The following is an 18159-nucleotide window of genomic DNA, read 5'->3' as shown; positions in this document are numbered from 1 at the left end:
AGGCTGTCATGGACTGGTGGGTCTGGCTCATCATCGCCGTCGTGGTGCTGGCGCTCGTCGCCGCGATCGCGATGGCCGCACGCAAGCGCTCCGCCGCGCACCGTCACGAGGTCGAGGAGCGTCGCCGCGTGGAGGCCGCGAAGATCCGTGAGGAGGCGCAGGCCGAGGAGATCAAGGTCCAGCGTCGTGAGGCCGCTGCGGCGTCCGCGCGGGCCGATGCGCAGGAGGCGCGCCTCGAGGCCGATCGCCTGGAGAAGGCGGCGCACGAGCACGAGCACGAGGCGAGCCGCCGCGTCCAGTCGCTGGACGAGCAGCGCGCCGAGGCCGACCGGCTCGACCCGGACGTGACGGAGCACCGCACGTCCGAGGTCACCGAGCGCCGGACGTCCGACGTGAACGAGCGCGTGATCGATCCCGACGCGACCGATCGGGGTCACAAGCACTGAGTACTCTGCAGCGCATGACGGGCACGGACGACCTCGGGACGTCCGTGCCCGTCCCACGTCCGGGCCGGCGCGTGGTGTCGCTCGTGCCGTCGCTGACCGAGGCGCTCGCCGCCACCCGGCCGGAGGCGATCGTCGGTGCGACCGACTGGTGCACGCATCCCGCCGACCTCGACGTCGCTCGGGTGCGCGGCACGAAGAACCCCGACCGGGCGGCCATCGAGGCCCTCGAGCCCGACCTCGTCGTGGCGAACCAGGAGGAGAACCGCGAGCTGGACGTGCGCCGCCTGCGCGACGCGGGCGTGCCCGTCTGGGTGACCGACGTCCGCACCGTCGACCAGGCGTTCGCGTCGATGCGCCGGCTGTTCACCGAGGCGCTCGGCTGGGGCGTCCCGGCCTGGCTCGAGCAGGCCGAGCGGGCCTGGGCCGCTCCCCCGCCCGCGGGCGGCCCGCGCGTGGTCGTGCCGATCTGGCGCGACCCCTGGATGGCGGTCGGCTCCGACACCTTCACCGGCGACGTGCTGCGCCGGCTCGGCGCGGTCAACGTCCTGGACGACGCGGAGGGCCGCTACCCGCACGTGGAGCTCGCCGAGATCGACCGCGAGGGAGTCGACCTCGTGCTGCTGCCGGACGAGCCGTACGTCTTCACCGCCGACGACGGGCCCGAGGCGTTCACGCAGGTGCCGACGCGGCTCGTGTCGGGCCGCCTGCTCACCTGGTACGGACCCTCGCTCGTCCACGCCCGCGACGAGCTCGCCGTCGCCCTGCGCTGAGGCGTGCGTCAGGCACCGCAGCTCGCCTGGGACGCGAAAGGACCACGATCACGAGGATCGTGGTCCTTCTGCGTCCACGTCTCGGCGGCGCCGAGGGTGGGTGAGGCTCTAGCGGCGGCGGCCGCGCGGGCTGACCTTCGCCCGCTCGAGCACGTGCGGGTCCTTGGCCTCGATCGGCGGGGTCTCGCCGATGATGACGTTGTGGCTGCCCCACAGCAGGTACTTGGCGCCGAGGTTGGTCAGCGTCGCGAACCGGTTGCGGTTGCCCAGCAGCATGAAGATGTGCAGGCCGACCCAGATGAGCCAGGCCAGGAAGCCCTTCATCTTGGGCATGAAGCGGATCTCGGCGACGGCCGAGGCCTTGCCGATCGTGGCCATCGTGCCCTTGTCGAAGTACTTGAACGGCTTGACCGTCTCGCCGGCCAGGTCGGCCTTGATGAACTTCGCGACGTGCTTGCCGCCCTGCATCGCCGGCTGGGCCAGCTGGGGCAGCGGGTCGTCGGGGTTGATCGAGACGTCGCCGATGGCGAAGACGTTCTTGAGGCCGTGCACGCGCAGGTGCTCGTCCATCTCGATGCGCTGGCCGCGGCCCTGCGGGACGTTCCAGTTCTTGACCACGTCGTGGGCGGTGATGCCCGAGGCCCAGACGACGATGCCCGACTTCAGGAACTCCGGCTCCTGGTCCTTGCGCTGGACGAGCACGCCGTCGGCGCGCACCTCCTTGACCGAGGTGCCCAGGCGCAGGTCGACGCCGCGCTTGTCGAGCGAGCGCTTCGCGTAGTCGCGCAGCTTCGGCGCGAACGGACCGAGGACGAAGTCCTGCATCTCCACGAGCGTGATGTGCACGCGGGACGGGTCGATCTCGGGGTACGCGACCGGCAGGTCGTTGTTGCGCAGCTCGGCGAGCGCGCCGGCCGTCTCGACGCCGGTGGCTCCGCCGCCGACGACGACGAGGCGCAGGTCCTCGTCCTGGCCGTTGACCGCGGCGTTCTCGAGGTAGGCGAACATGCGGTCGCGGACGGCGAGCGCCTGCGAGCGCTTGTACAGCGGCAGCGAGTGCTCGGCCGCGCCCGGGATGCCGAAGAAGTTGGCGGTCACGCCACACGCGATGACCAGGTAGTCGTACTGCAGCTCCAGCCCGCCGTCGAGGTGCACGAGACGCTGCTCGTGGTCCATCGACGTGACGGTGCCCTTGAGGAAGATGACGTTGTCCTGCTTGGCGCGGACCGCGCGCAGGAACCAGGTCACGTCTCCGGGGTTCAGGCTCGCGGTGGCGACCTGGTACAGGAGAGGGTTGAAGGTGTTGTACGCGTGCCGGTCGATCAGGGTGATGTCGACGTCGGCCTTGCGCAGGTTGCGGACGACGTTGAGTCCGCCGAACCCGCCGCCCACGACCACGACGTGGGGGCGCGTGCGCTCCTCGCTGGAGTTGTCAGCCATGCCTCCATCGTAGTCCCGGCTCTGTGGGCGCTCACGTCGGAGGGCAGGTCAGCGGGATGATAGCCAGGCGCGGGCGTCCTGGCGTGTGATCCACCACACGACGAGCGCCGCCGCGGCGGCCCACGGCCAGCCCATCGGGACGGCGGCGAGCCCGATCACGAAGGTCACCGCGCACATGACGAGCGCGAAGACCCGGGCCCCCTTGGTGCGGGTCAGCAGCAGGACGCCGGCCAGCGCACCGAGCAGCGAGACCACGGTGAGGATGCTGCAGCCGATGAACATCCAGCGGGCCAGCGTCTCGGCGGTCGTGTCGAGCTCGCGGACGCTGTCGGCCATGAGCGGCTGGTCCTGGAGGAGGCGGACGTACTCGTCGGGCGAGACCACGTAGAGCAGGGCGTTGAGCCCCGCGACGCCCGCCACGACGCCGGCCGACGACAGCATGACGATCGCCGCGGTGAGCACGGACTGGGGACGGCGCGGGCCCGTCGGGGCGGCCGGGGCGTGCTGCCACGGCTGGCCCGGGTGGGCCTGGTGCGGGACGGGCGGTGCCGCGGGAGCGACCGCGGTGCGCTGCGACTCGGCGGTCGCGCCCGCGGGAGGCGCGGCGAACGGGTCGGGACGCGCGGGTGCCGGGGCGGCCGTCACGCGTCCGTTCTTCGCGGCGTACCAGGCACGGGCCTCGGGCGACCAGAGGTAGAACGCGCAGCCGACCGCGAACGCGGCCGGCAGCAGGCCGAGCAGACCGACGCTGACGAAGACGAGGGCGAGCAGCGCCGCCGTCACGGTCAGCAGCACGCGGGACGCCTGGTGGCCTCGCGCGGCGTAGACGGCCAAGACGATGCCCGCGGCCGCACCGGCGGCCAGCACGTTGAGCAGCACCCGCAGCCACGACAGGACGGTGTCGACGCTCAGGTCGACGCCGACCGGGCCGTCGAGCGCCTCGGCGACCTGCTCCTGGAGCTCGATCGAGCCCCACTGCGAGAGCGTCGAGATGAACTGCAGCAGCATGAACGCGCAGGTCAGGCCGATGAACAGGCACGCGACGGTGACCTTCGGCGGGCGGGGCAGCGGCTTGGCGTTCACCGGTTCATCCCATCATGGCCGGGCAAGCGCGGGCTCGCGCGTGCGCTCGAGGACGCGCAGCGACCCCGTCACGGAGACCTCGGTGAACTCGCCGGAGTCCAGCGCCTCGCGGTAGATGCGGTACGGCGCCTGGCCCCCGTCGGCGGGGTCGGGGAACACGTCGTGGATGACCAGGACGCCGCCGACCTTCACCCACGGCGCCCAGCCGTGCAGGTCGTTCTGCGCGTGCTCGTCGGTGTGCCCGCCGTCGACGAAGACGAGGTCGAGCGGGGTGCGCCACCAGCGCGCGACGTCCACCGAGCGTCCGACGATCGGCGTCACGACGTCCTCCATCGCCGCGTCGGCAAGGGTGCGGCGCAGCAGCGGCAGGGTGTCGAAGCGTCCGTCGGCGCCGACCAGCTCGGTGTCGTGGTACTCCCAGCCGACCTGGTGCTCCTCGGAGCCGCGGTGGTGGTCGATCGTCACGACGGTGCCGCCGGACTGCCGGGCCGCGTGGCCCAGGTAGACGGTGGACTTGCCGCAGTACGAGCCGATCTCGACGGCGACGCCGCCGCGGACGAACTGCTGGGCCGCGGCGTGCAGCGCCAGGCCCTCGTCCTCGGGCATGAAGCCCTTGACCCGCGCGACGAGGTCGGCGAGGTCGGGCGGGAAGGTCACGACGCCAGGCACGGGCAGGGCTCCTCGGGGTGGAAGTCGGCGAGCTCGTCGCCAGGGTGGGCGGCGGGGAGACCCTCGCCGCGGAACAGGCCGTTCGCACCGGTGGTGCGGCCCAGCGCGTCGGCGGCCAGCAGCACGGTGGCGGCCGTCCAGGTGGACGTCTCGACCGGCCAGCGCTTGCCGTCGGCGTAGACGAGTCCGGTCCAGTAGGAGCCGTCGCCGTCGCGCAGGTGCTGCATCGCGGCGAGCATCGTCGTGGCGTCGTCGCGGCGTCCGGCGGCGTCGAGCGCGAGCACGAGCTCGCAGGTCTCGGCACCGGTGACCCACGGGTGGTCGTGGACGCAGCGGATGCCCAGGCCGTCGACGACGAACTCGTCCCAGCGCTTGTCGAGCAGGACGCTGGCGTCGTCGGGGTGCAGCGCGCCGCCGAGCACCGGGTAGTACCAGTCCATCGCGTGCCGGCCGCGCGGCGAGAACCGCTCGGGGTGGTCGTCGAGGGCGTGGCGCAGGCGCGCGGCGGCGTCCTGCCACTCGGGCACGTCGACACCGACGACCCGGGCGAGGGCGATCGCGCAGCGCAGGCTCATGTGGATGGACGCGTTGCCGGTGACCAGCGACTCGTCGGCGACGCTCCCGTCGGCCGAGCGCGCCCAGCGGACGGTGCCGTCGTCGGCCTGCAGCGACAGCACGGCGTCGATGGCGGCGCGGACGACCGGCCAGGTGCGGGCCAGCACGGCGTCGTCGCCGGTGACCCGGTGGTGGTGCAGGGCGCCGACCGCCACGTAGGCGCAGAAGTTGGCGTCGACGTGGTCCTCGACGACCTCGCCGTCGACGTACTTGGCGGCCCAGGTGCCGTCGTCGGCCTGCGCGTCTGCCAGCCAGCCGAAGGCGCGGGCGGCGGCGTCCGCGTGCCCGGCGACGGTCAGGCCCATGGCGGCCTGGACGTGGTCCCACGGGTCGACGTGGCCGCCCGGGAACCACGGGATCGCCCCGGACGGCAGCTGGACCGACGCGATCCAGTCACCGGTGGCGGCGGCCTGCTCGGCGCTGAGGACGCCGGGCACCTCGGGCAGCGGCATGCTCAGGCGGGCTTCCGGAAGTACAGCGCGACGCTCTTGCCGAGGAGCGGATCGAGCGCCTTCTCGGCCAGGCGGGTCGTCTTGGGCGCCTTCATCATGTCCCAGACCAGCAGCCGGTGGTACGCCTGCACGAGCCGGCTGTCCTCGCGGTTCACGCCGACCGCGCACTTGAGCCACCAGTACGGCGAGTGCAGCGCGTGAGCGTGGTGCTGGTGGGTCGGGACCATGCCGGCGTCGCGCACCTTGGCGCGCAGCTCGTCGGCCTTGTAGATGCGGATGTGGCCGCCCTCGTTGGCGTGGTACTCGTCCGACAGCGCCCAGCAGACCCGCTCGGGCAGCCAGCGCGGGACGGTGATCGCGAGCAGGCCACCCGGACGCAGGATGCGCACGAGCTCGCTGATCGCCTGGTCGTCCTCGGGGACGTGCTCGAGGATCTCCGAGGCCAGGACGACGTCGAACGAGCCGTCCTCGTAGGGCATGTCGAGGATCGTGCCGGGCTGGACCGAGCCGGTGCCGGTGGCCGGCACCTCGCCGGCGACCTCGAGCGCGCCGAACATCTCCTCGACGCCCTTGAGCTCCTGGGCGTCCAGGTCGAAGGCGATGACGTCGGCGCCGCGGCGCAGCGCCTCGTAGGAGTGGCGGCCCGCGCCGGCTCCCACGTCGATGAAGCGGGTGCCGGGTCCGACGCCGAGACGGTCGAAGTCAACGGTCAGCACGGGTGTCCTCCTGGTGCAGCGCGACGGCCGCCTCGTACGTCTCGACCGTCGCGCGCGCGACGGCGATCCAGCTGAACTTCTGCAGCGCTCGCGCGCGTCCGGCCTCGCCCATGCGGGCGCGCTCGGCGGGCTCGTCGAGCACGCGGCCGAGGGCGGCCACGAGCGCGTCGACGTCGCCGGGCGGCACGAGCACGCCGGCACCGGAGTCGCGGCCGACGACCTCGGGCAGCGCGCCGGCGTCACTGGCGACCACGGGGGTGCCGCTGGCCAGCGCCTCGACGGTCGGCAGCGAGAACCCCTCGTACATCGACGGGACGCACATGACCTCGGCCGACGCGAGCAGCGCGGCGAGCTCGGCGTCGCTGACGCCGGCGACCGGGTGGACGACGTCCTCGAGGCCGAGCTCGGCGATGCGCCGCTCGCTCTCGCCGCCCGGCTCGAGCCGGCACACGAGCTCGAGGTGCACGTCGTCGCGCTCGGTGCGCAGCTTCGCCACGGCCTCGAGCAGGTGGCGGACGCCCTTGAGCGGCTTGTCGGCGCTCGCGACGGCCACGATGCGGCCGGGCACGCGGACGCCGTCGAGCGGCGGGGCGAACAGGTCGGTGTCGACGCCGAGCGGGACGACCCGGATGCGCGAGCGGTCCATGCCGAAGTCGGCGGCGGTGTCGTCCGCGGAGACGCTGGAGACGCCGAGCACGACCTGCAGCCGGCGCGCGACGCGCTTCTGCATCGGCAGGAAGGAGTAGAAGCGGCGCAGGCCGAAGCGCTGCTTCCAGCCCTGCGCGGAGGCGAGCTCGACGCGCAGGTCGCGGGTGATCGGGTGGTGGATGGTCGTCACCAGCGGCAGCCGACGCTGGACGGCGAGCATGCCGTAGCCCAGGCCCTGGTTGTCGTGGACGACGTCGACGCCGGCGCCGTGCCTGCGCAGGTGGCGGGCGGCGCGCAGGCTGAAGGTGAGCGGCTCGCTGAAGCGTCCGGTCTTGGTGACGACGTACTCGAGCACGTCGATCCAGGAGGTGAACTCGCTGAGACGCGGCGTGCGGAACGGGTCGGGCTCGCGGTAGAGGTCGAGGCTCGGCAGCTTGGTCAGCGTGACGCGGGGGTCGAGCGTCTCGGGGTACGGCTGGCCGCTGAGCAGCTCGACGTCGTGGCCCAGGTCGGCCAGGCCCTTCGCGAGGTGGCGGACGTAGACGCCCTGGCCGCCACCGTGCTCCTTGCTGCGGTACGAGAGCAGGGCGATGCGCACGAGGGCCCTCCCTTTCCGCTCCCGGACGAATGAGTGCCAATCCTACGGGTGCGTAACCTGGCGCCCCGGCGGGTGGCCGCGATCACGTCGCGCATGGCCGAGGGCACCCGGCGGGCGCCGGTAGACTGGGCGGCCTGACCGGGCACGGTGCCCGGGGAAGGTCGGCGGCCCGCGGGCACGCCGGTCCGAGGCTCGAAACCTCCAGCATCTTCGTCACAGAAGCCTGGAGGTTTCTGCATGTCTGCCCCTTCCACCGACCGCCGCCGATGGTGGACGCTCGCCGTCCTGTCGCTCACCCAGCTGGTCGTCGTCCTCGACGGCACCATCGTCAACATCGCCCTGCCGCAGGCCCAGGCCGAGCTCGGCCTGACCGACGGCCAGCGCCAGTGGGTCGTCACCGCGTACGCCCTGACCTTCGGCGCGCTGCTGCTGCTCGGCGGCCGCATCGCCGACTACGCCGGACGCCGGCGCGTCTTCCTCGTCGGCATGGCCGGCTTCGCCCTCGCCTCGCTGTGGGGCGGGCTGGCCCAGTCGGCCGGCGAGCTCATCGCCGCCCGCGGCCTGCAGGGCGTGTTCGCCGCGCTGCTGGCGCCGGCCGCGCTCGGCCTGCTCACCGTCACGTTCCCCTCGGGACCGGACCGCAACGTCGCCTTCGCCGTCTTCGGCGCCATCGCGGGCAGCGGCGCGGCCGTCGGCCTGCTGCTCGGCGGCGTGCTGACCGAGTACGCCGACTGGCGCTGGTGCCTGCTGGTCAACCTGTTCTTCGGCGCGCTCGGCCTGGTCGGCGGCGTGCTGCTGCTCAGCGAGAGCACCGCCGAGGGCGACAACCGCTACGACGTCTGGGGCGCGGTCACCGCGACCCTCGGTCTCGGCTCGCTCGTCTACGGCTTCACCCGCGCCGAGCACGGCTGGGGCGAGCTCGACACGATCGGCTTCCTGACGCTCGGCGTCGTCCTGCTGGCCGCGTTCGTGCTCGTGGAGTCGCGGGTCTCTCAGCCGTTGCTCCCCCTGCGCGTCCTGACCCACCGGGTGCGCGCGGGTGCGTTCATCGTCCAGGCCGTCGTCGGCGCCGTGCTGATCGGCGCCACGCTCTACCTGACGTTCCACCTGCAGATCGTGCTCGGCATGTCTCCGCTCGAGGCCGGCCTGGCCAACGTCGTGATGACCGCCGCGACCCTCGTGGTCGTGCCGTTCGTGACCAAGCTGTTGCCGCGCATCGGCCCGCGTCCGGTCATGGTCGTCGGCCCGGTCGTGGCCGCGGCCGGCCTGCTGCTGCTCTCGCGCATCACGCCGGACGGCGGCTACCTGACCCACGTCATGCCGGGGCTCATCCTCATCGGTGTCGGTCTGGCGATGGTGTTCGTGCCGCTGCAGAACCTGGCCCTGACCGGCGTCGCCGCGCACGACGCCGGTGCCGCAGCGGCGACGGTGAACTCGGCGATGCAGGTCGGCGGATCGATCGGCCTGGCGCTGTTCACCGTCTTCTACGCGGACGCCATGGAGTCGTCGCTGGTCGACGGCTCGGCCGTGCCGGCGGCCCTCACCGACGGGTACGCGGCGGTGTTCGTCGCCGCCGGCGTCGCGATGCTGCTGGCCGCGGTCGTGGCTGCGGTGACCGTGCGCGGCCCGAAGGAGGACCTGCTCCCGTCCGCGGACGCACCGCAGGTCGTCCACGTCGGCTGACCACCCCGGACGAGCGAGCGGCCCCTCCCCGTCGGAATCGGGGAGGGGCCGCCGGCCGTGGGTCAGGCCGGCTTCAAGCTCAGCCGGCTCGGTACCCCGGCGGATCGTCGAAGGCAGCCGGGATCACGTTCCCGACCTGGTCGAGCCGGAATGGCCCGTGCGCCGCGCGGTCAGGCTCCAGGTCCTGCCACAGCGACCAGAAGAGCTCGTCGAACGCTTCCTTCCGCGTCCAGGCGTCGACCCCTCGCAGGCGCCACCTGGCGTCGACCCGTTCCTCCAGCACGCCGTCGTCCACCTGGAGCACCCACGGCACCCCGACGGTCGGGCGGTGGTCCACCGCGTCGACCACGAGCAGGTGGTCGGTGTGGTCGTAGCGCGCCTCGATGCCGTGCGAGCGCAGCCGCTCGACCAGGTCACGAACGCGAGTCCTCACCGGCCGAAGGTACCCCGTCGGCGCCCTCCCCGGACGCGGAACGGCCCCTCCCCGCTGGAATCGGGGAGGGGCCGCTGACCGTGGATCAGGCCGGGGTGACGCTGAGCTCGTCGGCGTCCGGGGCCCGGTCGACCTTGACCGTCTGGCCGTCACGGATGTCGCCGGCCAGCAGCGCCCGGGCGAGCCGGTCGCCGATGGCCTGCTGCACCAGGCGGCGCAGCGGACGGGCGCCGTAGGCCGGGTCCCAGCCGGTGAGCGCCAGCCACTCCTTGGCCGCGTCGGTGACCTCGAGCGTGATGCGCCGGTTGGTGAGCCGGTGCGCCAGCGCGTCGATCTGCAGGTCGACGATGCGGGTCAGCTCCTCGGTACCCAGCGGGTCGAACATGACGACCTCGTCGAGCCGGTTGAGGAACTCGGGCTTGAACGAGACCTTCACGACCTCCATGACCGCGTCGCGCTTGGCCTTGTCGTCCAGCGCCGGGTCGACCAGGAACGACGAGCCCAGGTTCGAGGTCAGGATGATGATCGTGTTGCGGAAGTCGACCGTGCGGCCCTGGCCGTCGGTCAGGCGTCCGTCGTCGAGCACCTGGAGCAGGATGTCGAAGACCTCGGGGTGGGCCTTCTCGACCTCGTCCAGCAGCACCACCGAGTACGGGCGTCGCCGCACGGCCTCGGTGAGCTGGCCGCCCTCGTCGTAGCCGACGTAGCCCGGAGGCGCGCCGACCAGCCGCGAGACCGCGTGCTTCTCGCTGTACTCGCTCATGTCGATGCGGATGATCGCCCGCTCGTCGTCGAACAGGAAGTCCGCCAGCGCCTTGGCCAGCTCGGTCTTGCCGACGCCGGTGGGGCCGAGGAACAGGAACGAGCCGGTGGGACGGTCGGGGTCGGAGATGCCGGCCCGCGAGCGGCGCACGGCGTCCGAGACGGCGGTGACCGCGGCCTTCTGGCCGATCAGCCGGCGACCGATCTCGTCCTCCATGCGCAGCAGCTTGCCGCTCTCGCCCTCGAGCAGGCGTCCGGTCGGGATGCCGGTCCAGGCGGCGACCACCTCGGCGATCTCGTCGGAGCCGACCTCCTCGCGCACCATGAGGTCGTCGTTGCTGCGCTCGGCGGCCTGCGCCTCCTCCAGCTGCTTCTCCATCGCCGGGATCTCGGCGTAGAGCAGCCGGCTGGCGGTGCCCATGTCGCCCTCGCGTTGCGCCTTCTCGGCGGCCACGCGCACCTCGTCGATGCGCTCCTTGATCTCGCCGACCGCGTTGAGCTGCTGCTTCTCGGACTCCCAGCGCTGCTCGAGCGCCCGCAGGTTCTCCTGCTTGTCGGCCAGCTCGACGCGCAGCTTCTCCAGCCGCTCCTTGGACGCGTCGTCCTCCTCGGACGACAGGTGCAACTCCTCCATCTTGAGCCGGTCGACCGAGCGGCGGAGCTCGTCGATCTCGACCGGGCTGGAGTCGATCTCCATGCGCAGGCGGCTGCCGGCCTCGTCGACCAGGTCGATCGCCTTGTCGGGCAGCTGGCGGCCGGGGATGTACCGGTGCGACAGCGTGGCCGCGGCGACCAGCGCGGAGTCGGCGATGGCGACCTTGTGGTGCGCCTCGTACCGCTCCTTGAGGCCGCGCAGGATGGCGATGGTGTCCTCGACGGAGGGCTCGCCGACGTAGACCTGCTGGAACCGGCGCTCCAGAGCCGGGTCCTTCTCGATGTTCTCGCGGTACTCGTCGAGCGTCGTGGCACCGATCATGCGCAGCTCGCCGCGGGCCAGCATCGGCTTGAGCATGTTGCCGGCGTCCATCGAGCCGTCGCCGGACGCACCCGCGCCGACGACCGTGTGCAGCTCGTCGATGAAGGTGATGACCTGGCCCTCGGACTGCTTGATCTCGGCCAGGACGGCCTTGAGCCGCTCCTCGAACTCGCCGCGGTACTTCGCGCCGGCGACCATGGCGCCGAGGTCGAGCGAGATGAGCCGGCGGCCGCGCAGCGACTCGGGGACGTCCCCGGCGACGATGCGCTGGGCCAGGCCCTCGACGACGGCGGTCTTGCCGACGCCGGGCTCGCCGATGAGCACGGGGTTGTTCTTCGTGCGGCGGCTGAGCACCTGCACGACGCGGCGGATCTCGCTGTCGCGGCCGATGACCGGGTCGAGCTTGCCGTCGCGGGCGGCGGCGGTCAGGTCGACGCCGTACTTCTCCAGCGACTGGTAGGTGTCCTCGGCGTCCGCGCTCGTGACGCGGGCGCTGCCGCGGACGGCCTCGAACGCGGCCTGCAGCGTCTCGGCGGTGAGGCCGGCGCGCTCCAGGACGGTGCGGGCGCCCGACTGGACGGTGGCGATGCCGACGACCAGGTGCTCGGTCGAGACGAACTCGTCGCCGAGCTGCTTGGCCAGGTCGGTGGCGCGCTGCAGCACCTCGTGGGTGGCGCGGGCCAGGCCGGGGGTCTGGACGCTGGCGCCGGACGCCGACGGCAGGCCGGCGAGCTCGGTGCCCAGCTGCTGCGCGACGGCGCGCGGGTCCGCACCGGCGGCCTGGACGAGCGGGGCGGCAGTGCCACCCTCCTGCTCGAGCAGGGCGGCGAGGACGTGGGCCGGCTCCACGGCGGGGTTGCCCGCAGCGGCAGCGGCCGAGATGGCGGCTCCCAGCGCCTGCTGGGACCGCGTCGTGAAGGTGGAAAGGTCCATGCGTGCTCCTCGGTGAGGTTCGGTCTCACTGAGTAGAACCGTACCGAAGTTGAGTCCATTCCCCTCAACTTGGTTGAGCGCGGACTCAGCCGCTGAGCCAGGGCTGGGGCCTGCGGTGGCGGACGCGCTTGCGGGCGCGACGGGCCTGGAGGTAGCGGCTCGGGCGGGCGAGCACCGGCGCTCCCGAGCCGACGGTGAAGCGGTGGTCGACCGGGTCGACGTGCAGCAGGCCGCGGTGGACGAGGGTGTGGCAGCGCGGACACAGCCCGACCAGGTTGGCCAGGTCGGTCGGCCCGCCCTTGCTGTGCCAGACGACGTGGTGGACGTGGACGACGGGGGCCGAGCAGCGCGGCGCCGCGCACTCGCCGCCCTGGCGGGCGTTCACCGCCTTGCGCTGGGCGGCGGTGGCGAGCCGGACGGTCGGACCGACGTCGAGCACCGCGTGCTTGACGTCGGTGAGCACCGGCGTGGCGTCCGAGCCGCAGAGCAGCAGCCCGAGCAGGCCCTTGCCGATCGAGCCGAAGCCGTGCAGGTGGGCCGGGTGCGTGCCCGGCTCGCGCGAGGCACCCGCAGCGTGCGCGAGCGTGTCGTGGTCGGCAGTGACGGTGAGGTGCGGCCGGACGCCACGGTCCTGCGGGAGCCCATGCTCGATGACGCCGGTCAGCAGCTCGTCGAACCCGTCGACCCGGCGCTCGGCCGTCGACCGGTCGTCGTCGGCGTCACGAGGTGCCGACAGCGAGCGCAGGACGACGTCCAGCTTCGCCCCGGTCTCGGCGCCGAGGAAGCCAGTGAGGTGCCACCCCTCCGGCACGGGCGACAGCCGGACGTCCTGGCGCTCCATGCCGCGCACCCAGGCCTCGTCGAGCTCGTCGGGGTAGACCGCCTCGCGCAGCGCCTTCACGACGCGGCGGAGCTCGGCCGGCTCGCACGCCGTGGCGACCTCGAGCAACCAGGGCTGCGCCTCGACGACGACCTCGCGCCCGACGTGCTTGAGCGCGAACGCCAGCTCGCGGACGTGGGCGAGCCGCAGGCGTCCGGCTGCGAACGCCTCGGCCACCAGTGGCAGGTCGCGCAGCGCGGCTCCCACCCGGCTCAGCGTCCCGGCCTCGGCCGGGTCGAGCCGCAGCTCACGGGCCAGCCACGCCTTCGGGGTGGAGGAACCGTCGTCCTCGAAGCCACGCGACTCCTCGAGCTCGACCACCGCCTCAGCCTTGGCGGCGTCGAGGGCGTCCTGCGCGCGCTGGATCGCCCGCAGCCGGTCGGCCGGGCACGCGTGACCGCCGAGCGCGTCCGCCGCGCTGCGAAGTTGGTCGATCACGTCCCCCGAGGCCATGCCTCAGTGTACTCGAACACCTGTTCGATGACCAGAGAAAATCCCCAGGTTCTCAGGCGATCTCGCTCGTGTCGGGCCGCTCCCGCGGCGTCAGCGCCGCGAGCACGAACGCGCCCGCCACGAAGGCCACGCCGAGCGGTCCGAGCACCTGGCTCAGGACGGTGAACACGTAGAACCTGACGTCGAACCCGTCCCCGAGGACGCCGTACCACTCGTCCCCGAACCACTCCCACTGATAGACGCCCAGCTGCAGCACCACCCCGGCGGCGATCAGCAGCGCGCCGACGAGCAGCAGGCGTGGGGCATCGAGACGCGGGACGCGCATGGGTCACTCCGATCAGCCCGCGACCATCGCGAGCCCCGACATCGTCGCGCACCCGGCACCGTCACGGAGGCGGTTCGGACGAACGAGCGTCAGCCCTCGCCGTCGCCGTCACCGTCCGGCGTGCCCGAGTCGGACGCCGGAGGCTCCGTCGTGGGCGCGTCCGTGGTCGGGGCCTGCGTCGTCGGCGCCGGGGTCGGCGTGTTCTGCTTCTCGCGCTCGCGTCGCTCCTTCTCGGCCTGGCGCTCCTCGGCCTGGCGCTGCTTCTCGGCCTCGCGCTCGGCCTTCTCGCGCTCCTTCTCGTCCGCCTCGTCCTGGGACGAATCGGTGGTGGGCGCCGGCGTCGTCGGGGTGCCGGTCGGCTCCTCCTCGGCCTTCTCAGCCTCGGCGAGCTCGGAGCGAAGCGCCTTGGCCGCGTCGCGGATGCGGGTGGCGGCCGGCTTCGTCATGTCGCCGTCGGTGCGCGCCTGGCTGACCTGGTCGAGCAGGTCGGCGACCTGGTCGCGGGCCTGGTCGTACTCGCCGGCGACGATGCTGTCGTCGATCTGGCCGAGCGTCTCGTACAGCGGTGCCAGCGGGTCGTCCTGGCCGCCGCAGCCGGCGAGCAGGCCGAGGCTCAGCACCGTCGTGGTCGCGGCAGCCGCCAGCCGCCGGCCGAAGTCCTGCGTCCTCACTGTCCCGCCTCCTCGACCGAGTCGTGCAGCTCCTGCAACGGGTCCTGCAGCTGGGACGGGACGTCCTGCGGGACGTCGGGCACGGTCTCGCCGCGGTTGCCCAGCACGACCAGCGCGACCACCACCGCGGCGACCACGGCGATGCCCAGGGCGATCGGCCAGTACGGACGCTTGCGCTTGTCGGCCGCGGGCCCGTCGGTGCGCGCGGCCACGGGGGTGGCCGTCGTCGGGTCCGGACGCGCGGCAGGCGTCGCCGCCGGCATCATCTGCGTGGCCCCGGCGACCTGGGTCGCGTCGGCCAGCTGGGTCGCCGCGGCGTCCTCGTCGCCGGCCGCCAGCGCCCGCAGCCGCTCCAGGACGTGCTTGGCGTCCGGTCGGCGCGTGGGCTCGGGGTCCGTCATGGCGCGCAGCAGCGAGACCCAGCCGGCCGGCAGCGTCGACGGGATGTCGGGGTTGCGGTTCAGGCGCGCCATGGCGGCCTCGGTCGGGGTGCCGCTGTAGGCACGCTCGCCGGTCAGCGCCTCGAGCAGCACCAGGCCGAGCGAGTAGACGTCCGAGGCCGGCGTCACCGCGAGGCCCTGCACCTGCTCGGGCGAGAAGTAGGCCGGCGAGCCGATCGTGGTGCCGACCCGGGTGTGGTGCGCGGTGTCGTTGACCAGCCGGGCGATGCCGAAGTCGGCGAGCAGCACGCGACGGTCCTCGCGCAGCAGCACGTTGCCCGGCTTCACGTCGCGGTGGACGACGCCGGCGTCGTGGACGTAGGCCAGGGCCTCGGCCACCTGGGCACCCACCTCGGCCATGCGGCGCGGCGGCACGGGGCCACCGCGGCGGGTCGCCTCGCCCAGGTTCGTGCCGCGCACCAGCTCCATGACCAGGAACGGCCGGTCCGAGCTCGTGCCGGCGTCGAGCAGCGTCACGAGGTGCGGGTGGTTGAGCCCGGCCAGCGTCCGCGCCTCGCTCATGAAGCGCGCGCGGTCCGTCGGGTCGGGCTCGGGGTCGCGCAGCACCTTCACGGCGACCTCGCGACCCAGCAGCTGGTCCTTGGCCAGGTAGACGTCGGCCATGCCGCCGCTGCCGATCACCTCACCCAGCTGGTACCGGTCGCCCAGCAGCGTCGGTGTGCTCACGCATCCCCCTTGCTCGTCTGGTGTCGCCGGCGGCGCCGGCGCGGACATCGACCATCATCGGGGAAGGCGCCGCACGGCGCCGCCCGACGTCGGTCAGTACCCGCTGAAGTAGTCCGTACGCGCCCGCGGCACGAAGCGCCGGACGGCGTGCACCATCGCCGGCGGGCCGGACACGTACGCGACCCGGTCGCGGTGGTCGGGCACGTGCTCGTCGAGCACCTCGGCGGTGACGAACGAGCCTTCAGCCCAGGTCCATCCCTCGGGCAGGTCGGGACGCTGGGGCGAGACGACGACGACCCGGGCGCCGGTGGCGGCGAGCTCGTCGCGGTAGGCCACGTCGTCCGGGCCCGTCACGCCGTAGACGAGCACGACGTCGTCGCAGTCGTGGTGGCGCAGCTGGCTCACGAACGGGGTGATGCCGATGCCGCCCGCGACCAGCAGCATCGGGCGGGACGCGCGCGGCCAGGTGAAGTCGCCCGACACGCTCGTGGCACGCACGACGTCGCCCTCGTCGAGCCCGACCAGCGCCTGCTTGAACGCGCTGGGCCGCTCCGGGACGCGGACCGCGACGGTCACCTCGTCGCCGGGGGCGGACGAGATGCTGAACGCCCGGCGCGTGCCACGGCGGTCGTTGCCGCGGCCGGTGAGGTCGAGCTCGAGGTACTGGCCGGGACGGAAGCGCAGCGGACGCTGGGGGTGGAAGCGCAGCTCCCACACGTCCGGGGTCAGCTTCCGCTTGTCGACGACGTCGAGCCGGACGCCGCCGCGCTGCCCCAGCAGGAACGCCACCAGGTTCACCGCCAGCAGCGCGATCTCGTACGTGCTCTCGAACGGGCCGAGCACGACGGCCTCGTTGAACGCCCGCTGCGTCCACAGCGGCCAGGTGAACAGCACCGCCGCGGCGGCCGCGAGCACCAGCTGCTGCCAGCGGCGCGGCGAGAGCGTCAGCGGCTCGCTCAGCATCACGCCGGCGAAGAACACGATCGGGGACGAGTAGAGCGCGAACTGCCAGGCGTCCGAGAACGGCGAGAACGCCATCAGGCCCCAGATGCTCAGTGCGGCGGCCACGACGACGAAGACGAGGCCCATCGGCAGGCGACGGGTGCGGTGCAGGATCAGCAGCGCGCCCACGACGACCGGCCAGAACAGCGGCTCGCTCGCCGCCCACCAAGTGGTGGACGGGACGCCCCAGCCGGTGACCTCGCCGACCAGCAGCAGGAGCACCGCGCCCGCGGCGGCCGGGTTGAGCACGTGCCGGCCGCGCCAGGCGAGCACGAACTTCGACGCCCCGGCCAGGAGGCCGAGCAGCGCGAGCCAGCCGTAGCCGGCCGCGTCCTGCGCGGGCCAGTACAGGAACCACAGGATGAGCGCGGTGATGACCGACGACTCGACGTGCACGCGGGTGCGCAGGGCCCGGCCGAGCACGACGCTGGTCGCCGCGGTCGACGCCACGAGGACGACGAGGCTGAGCAGCATCGGGCCGACCGAGAAGATGCCCGGGTCGAGCTCCTCCAGGGCGGCCAGGGCGATCGAGTACACCGCGAGCACGGCCAGGACGATCGTCACGAGCCGATACATGGTGCCGCGGCCCAGCAGGGCGTCCAGGCGGGTCAGTGCGGTTCTCACGAGAAGAGCTCCCCGGTCAGGTCCCCGTGCACGGCGGCCCGCCCGTCGGCGGTGATGACGAGCGCGGAGAAGTCGAACGCCTCGGCCAGCCGGTCGGCCGGGGCGAGGAACAGGGCGGTGGCGAGGGCGTCGGCGACGAGCGCCCGCTCGGCCACGACCCAGGTGGCGACGACCTCGTCGGTCGGCAGCCCGGTGCGGGCGTCCAGCACGTGGTGCAGCCCGTCGCCCCAGGCCCGCCGGTTCGCGGCGGACGCGCACAGCGCCAGGCCCGGGTCGAGCTCGAGCACCCCGACGGCGAGGGAGGAGTCGTCGGGGTGCTCGAGCGCGACCCGGAGCGGCTCGCCGGCCACGTGCCGCAGGTCGCCGCTGCCGTCGACGGTGAGGACGTCCACGCCGTCGGCGAGCAGCAGGTCGGTCACGAGGTCCACCAGCTGCCCCTTGCCAGCGGCACCGACGTCCAGCACCGTCGCCGGCGGCACGTCCAGCACGGGCGGGGCCCAGGTGACCGCGTCCCAGGACGGTGCGGGCACCGGGTCGCCCGACGGCTGCAGGGTGTACGCCGGGTCGTAGCCCAGCCGCTCGAGGCTGGCTCCGACGAGCGGGTTCATCGCCCCGCCGGTCAGCCGGTGCAGCGTCGTGTAGACGTCGAGCAGGTCGCCGGCCTCGTCGGCCAGCGCGGCGCGTCCGGTGCGGGCCAGCTCGGCGACCGGCCCGTCGGTGCGGAAGCGCGACCAGTCGCGGTCGTACTGCTCGACCCGCTCGCGGACCCGCTCACGCGGGGCGTCGCCGAGCGGCGCGGCGGTGTCGACCTGCCACGCCGTGCCCAGCGCCTCGAAGCCCCACGTGTGCACGG

17 protein-coding genes are annotated in these 18159 nt (G+C 73.1%); 3 read left to right on the top strand and 14 right to left on the bottom strand.

Features of this window, described 5'->3' with window-relative positions:
- The first annotated feature begins 8 nt into the window (after nucleotides 1-8).
- Both HGAM_RS04950 and HGAM_RS04945 read left to right on the top strand, forming a co-directional pair.
- Nucleotides 9-446 (top strand): hypothetical protein, encoded by a 438-nt coding sequence (locus tag HGAM_RS04950; protein ID WP_019144370.1) that lies wholly within the window; start codon nucleotides 9-11, stop codon nucleotides 444-446.
- Between the two features lie 14 nt (nucleotides 447-460).
- Nucleotides 461-1216 carry a helical backbone metal receptor gene (locus tag HGAM_RS04945; protein WP_019144369.1) on the top strand — a complete coding sequence of 252 codons (756 nt, stop codon included), beginning with the start codon at nucleotides 461-463 and terminating at the stop codon, nucleotides 1214-1216.
- A gap of 108 nt (nucleotides 1217-1324) precedes the next feature.
- Here HGAM_RS04945 and HGAM_RS17795 read toward each other — a convergent pair whose 3' ends face one another.
- From HGAM_RS17795 to HGAM_RS04915, 6 genes are read right to left on the bottom strand one after another with little or no spacing between them, the layout of a single operon-like run.
- Nucleotides 1325-2656, bottom strand: a complete 1332-nt coding sequence (locus tag HGAM_RS17795; RefSeq protein ID WP_019144368.1) for an NAD(P)/FAD-dependent oxidoreductase — start codon at nucleotides 2654-2656, stop codon at nucleotides 1325-1327.
- Between the two features lie 48 nt (nucleotides 2657-2704).
- The gene (locus tag HGAM_RS04935) at nucleotides 2705-3739 is read right to left on the bottom strand and encodes a hypothetical protein (RefSeq protein ID WP_019144367.1); all 1035 of its coding nucleotides are present in this window, start codon (nucleotides 3737-3739) and stop codon (nucleotides 2705-2707) included.
- 12 nt (nucleotides 3740-3751) lie between these two features.
- A complete protein-coding gene (locus tag HGAM_RS17790) occupies nucleotides 3752-4408 on the bottom strand; it encodes a class I SAM-dependent methyltransferase (protein ID WP_019144366.1) in 657 nt (218 codons plus the stop codon).
- Nucleotides 4393-5475 (bottom strand): glucosidase family protein, encoded by a 1083-nt coding sequence (locus HGAM_RS17785; protein ID WP_019144365.1) that lies wholly within the window; start codon nucleotides 5473-5475, stop codon nucleotides 4393-4395. The genes HGAM_RS17790 and HGAM_RS17785 overlap by 16 nt, the downstream gene beginning before the upstream one ends.
- A gap of 2 nt (nucleotides 5476-5477) precedes the next feature.
- On the bottom strand, nucleotides 5478-6191 hold the full coding sequence (locus HGAM_RS04920; protein ID WP_019144364.1) for a class I SAM-dependent methyltransferase: 714 nt from the start codon (nucleotides 6189-6191) through the stop codon (nucleotides 5478-5480).
- A complete protein-coding gene (locus HGAM_RS04915; RefSeq protein WP_019144363.1) occupies nucleotides 6178-7437 on the bottom strand; it encodes a glycosyltransferase family 4 protein in 1260 nt (419 codons plus the stop codon). The genes HGAM_RS04920 and HGAM_RS04915 overlap by 14 nt, the downstream gene beginning before the upstream one ends.
- A gap of 237 nt (nucleotides 7438-7674) precedes the next feature.
- Here HGAM_RS04915 and HGAM_RS17780 point away from each other — a divergent pair, with 237 nt between their 5' ends.
- Nucleotides 7675-9120, top strand: coding sequence for an MFS transporter (locus HGAM_RS17780; protein WP_019144362.1), 1446 nt, complete (start codon nucleotides 7675-7677; stop codon nucleotides 9118-9120).
- 79 nt (nucleotides 9121-9199) lie between these two features.
- Here HGAM_RS17780 and HGAM_RS04905 read toward each other — a convergent pair whose 3' ends face one another.
- The 8 genes from HGAM_RS04905 to HGAM_RS17765 all read right to left on the bottom strand — a co-directional run bounded on the left by HGAM_RS04905 (nucleotide 9200) and on the right by HGAM_RS17765 (nucleotide 18157).
- Complete coding sequence (locus tag HGAM_RS04905) at nucleotides 9200-9553, bottom strand: hypothetical protein (protein WP_019144361.1); 354 nt, start codon at nucleotides 9551-9553, stop codon at nucleotides 9200-9202.
- Between the two features lie 85 nt (nucleotides 9554-9638).
- A complete protein-coding gene (clpB, locus tag HGAM_RS04900) occupies nucleotides 9639-12224 on the bottom strand; it encodes an ATP-dependent chaperone ClpB (protein WP_019144360.1) in 2586 nt (861 codons plus the stop codon).
- A gap of 85 nt (nucleotides 12225-12309) precedes the next feature.
- Nucleotides 12310-13557, bottom strand: coding sequence for an HNH endonuclease (locus tag HGAM_RS04895; protein WP_019144359.1), 1248 nt, complete (start codon nucleotides 13555-13557; stop codon nucleotides 12310-12312).
- Between the two features lie 52 nt (nucleotides 13558-13609).
- Nucleotides 13610-13882, bottom strand: coding sequence for a hypothetical protein (locus tag HGAM_RS04890; protein ID WP_019144358.1), 273 nt, complete (start codon nucleotides 13880-13882; stop codon nucleotides 13610-13612).
- 89 nt (nucleotides 13883-13971) lie between these two features.
- Nucleotides 13972-14553, bottom strand: coding sequence for a hypothetical protein (locus HGAM_RS17775; protein ID WP_019144357.1), 582 nt, complete (start codon nucleotides 14551-14553; stop codon nucleotides 13972-13974).
- A complete protein-coding gene (locus HGAM_RS17770) occupies nucleotides 14550-15680 on the bottom strand; it encodes a serine/threonine-protein kinase (protein ID WP_019144356.1) in 1131 nt (376 codons plus the stop codon). Before HGAM_RS17770 ends, HGAM_RS17775 begins: the two co-directional genes overlap by 4 nt.
- A 93-nt stretch (nucleotides 15681-15773) precedes the next feature.
- Nucleotides 15774-17306 (bottom strand): ferredoxin--NADP reductase, encoded by a 1533-nt coding sequence (locus tag HGAM_RS04875; protein WP_020691331.1) that lies wholly within the window; start codon nucleotides 17304-17306, stop codon nucleotides 15774-15776.
- A complete protein-coding gene (locus HGAM_RS17765) occupies nucleotides 17303-18157 on the bottom strand; it encodes an FAD:protein FMN transferase (protein WP_019144354.1) in 855 nt (284 codons plus the stop codon). Before HGAM_RS17765 ends, HGAM_RS04875 begins: the two co-directional genes overlap by 4 nt.
- Nucleotides 18158-18159 lie beyond the last annotated feature (2 nt).

The organism is Aeromicrobium massiliense JC14 (genome assembly GCF_000312105.1).
Lineage (GTDB): Bacteria > Actinomycetota > Actinomycetes > Propionibacteriales > Nocardioidaceae > Aeromicrobium > Aeromicrobium massiliense.
Note: the sequence above shows the minus strand (reverse complement) of the source record. Positions and strands in the feature narration are given on the sequence as shown.

Coding starts and splice junctions, on each gene's coding strand:
- HGAM_RS17785 (WP_019144365.1), bottom strand. CDS start 5,475: ATGCCGCTGCCCGAGGTGCCCGGCGTCCTCAGCGCCGAGCAGGCCGCC.
- HGAM_RS04890 (WP_019144358.1), bottom strand. CDS start 13,882: ATGCGCGTCCCGCGTCTCGATGCCCCACGCCTGCTGCTCGTCGGCGCG.
- HGAM_RS17780 (WP_019144362.1), top strand. CDS start 7,675: ATGTCTGCCCCTTCCACCGACCGCCGCCGATGGTGGACGCTCGCCGTC.
- HGAM_RS04945 (WP_019144369.1), top strand. CDS start 461: ATGACGGGCACGGACGACCTCGGGACGTCCGTGCCCGTCCCACGTCCG.
- HGAM_RS17795 (WP_019144368.1), bottom strand. CDS start 2,656: ATGGCTGACAACTCCAGCGAGGAGCGCACGCGCCCCCACGTCGTGGTC.
- HGAM_RS04950 (WP_019144370.1), top strand. CDS start 9: ATGGACTGGTGGGTCTGGCTCATCATCGCCGTCGTGGTGCTGGCGCTC.
- clpB (WP_019144360.1), bottom strand. CDS start 12,224: ATGGACCTTTCCACCTTCACGACGCGGTCCCAGCAGGCGCTGGGAGCC.
- HGAM_RS04895 (WP_019144359.1), bottom strand. CDS start 13,557: ATGGCCTCGGGGGACGTGATCGACCAACTTCGCAGCGCGGCGGACGCG.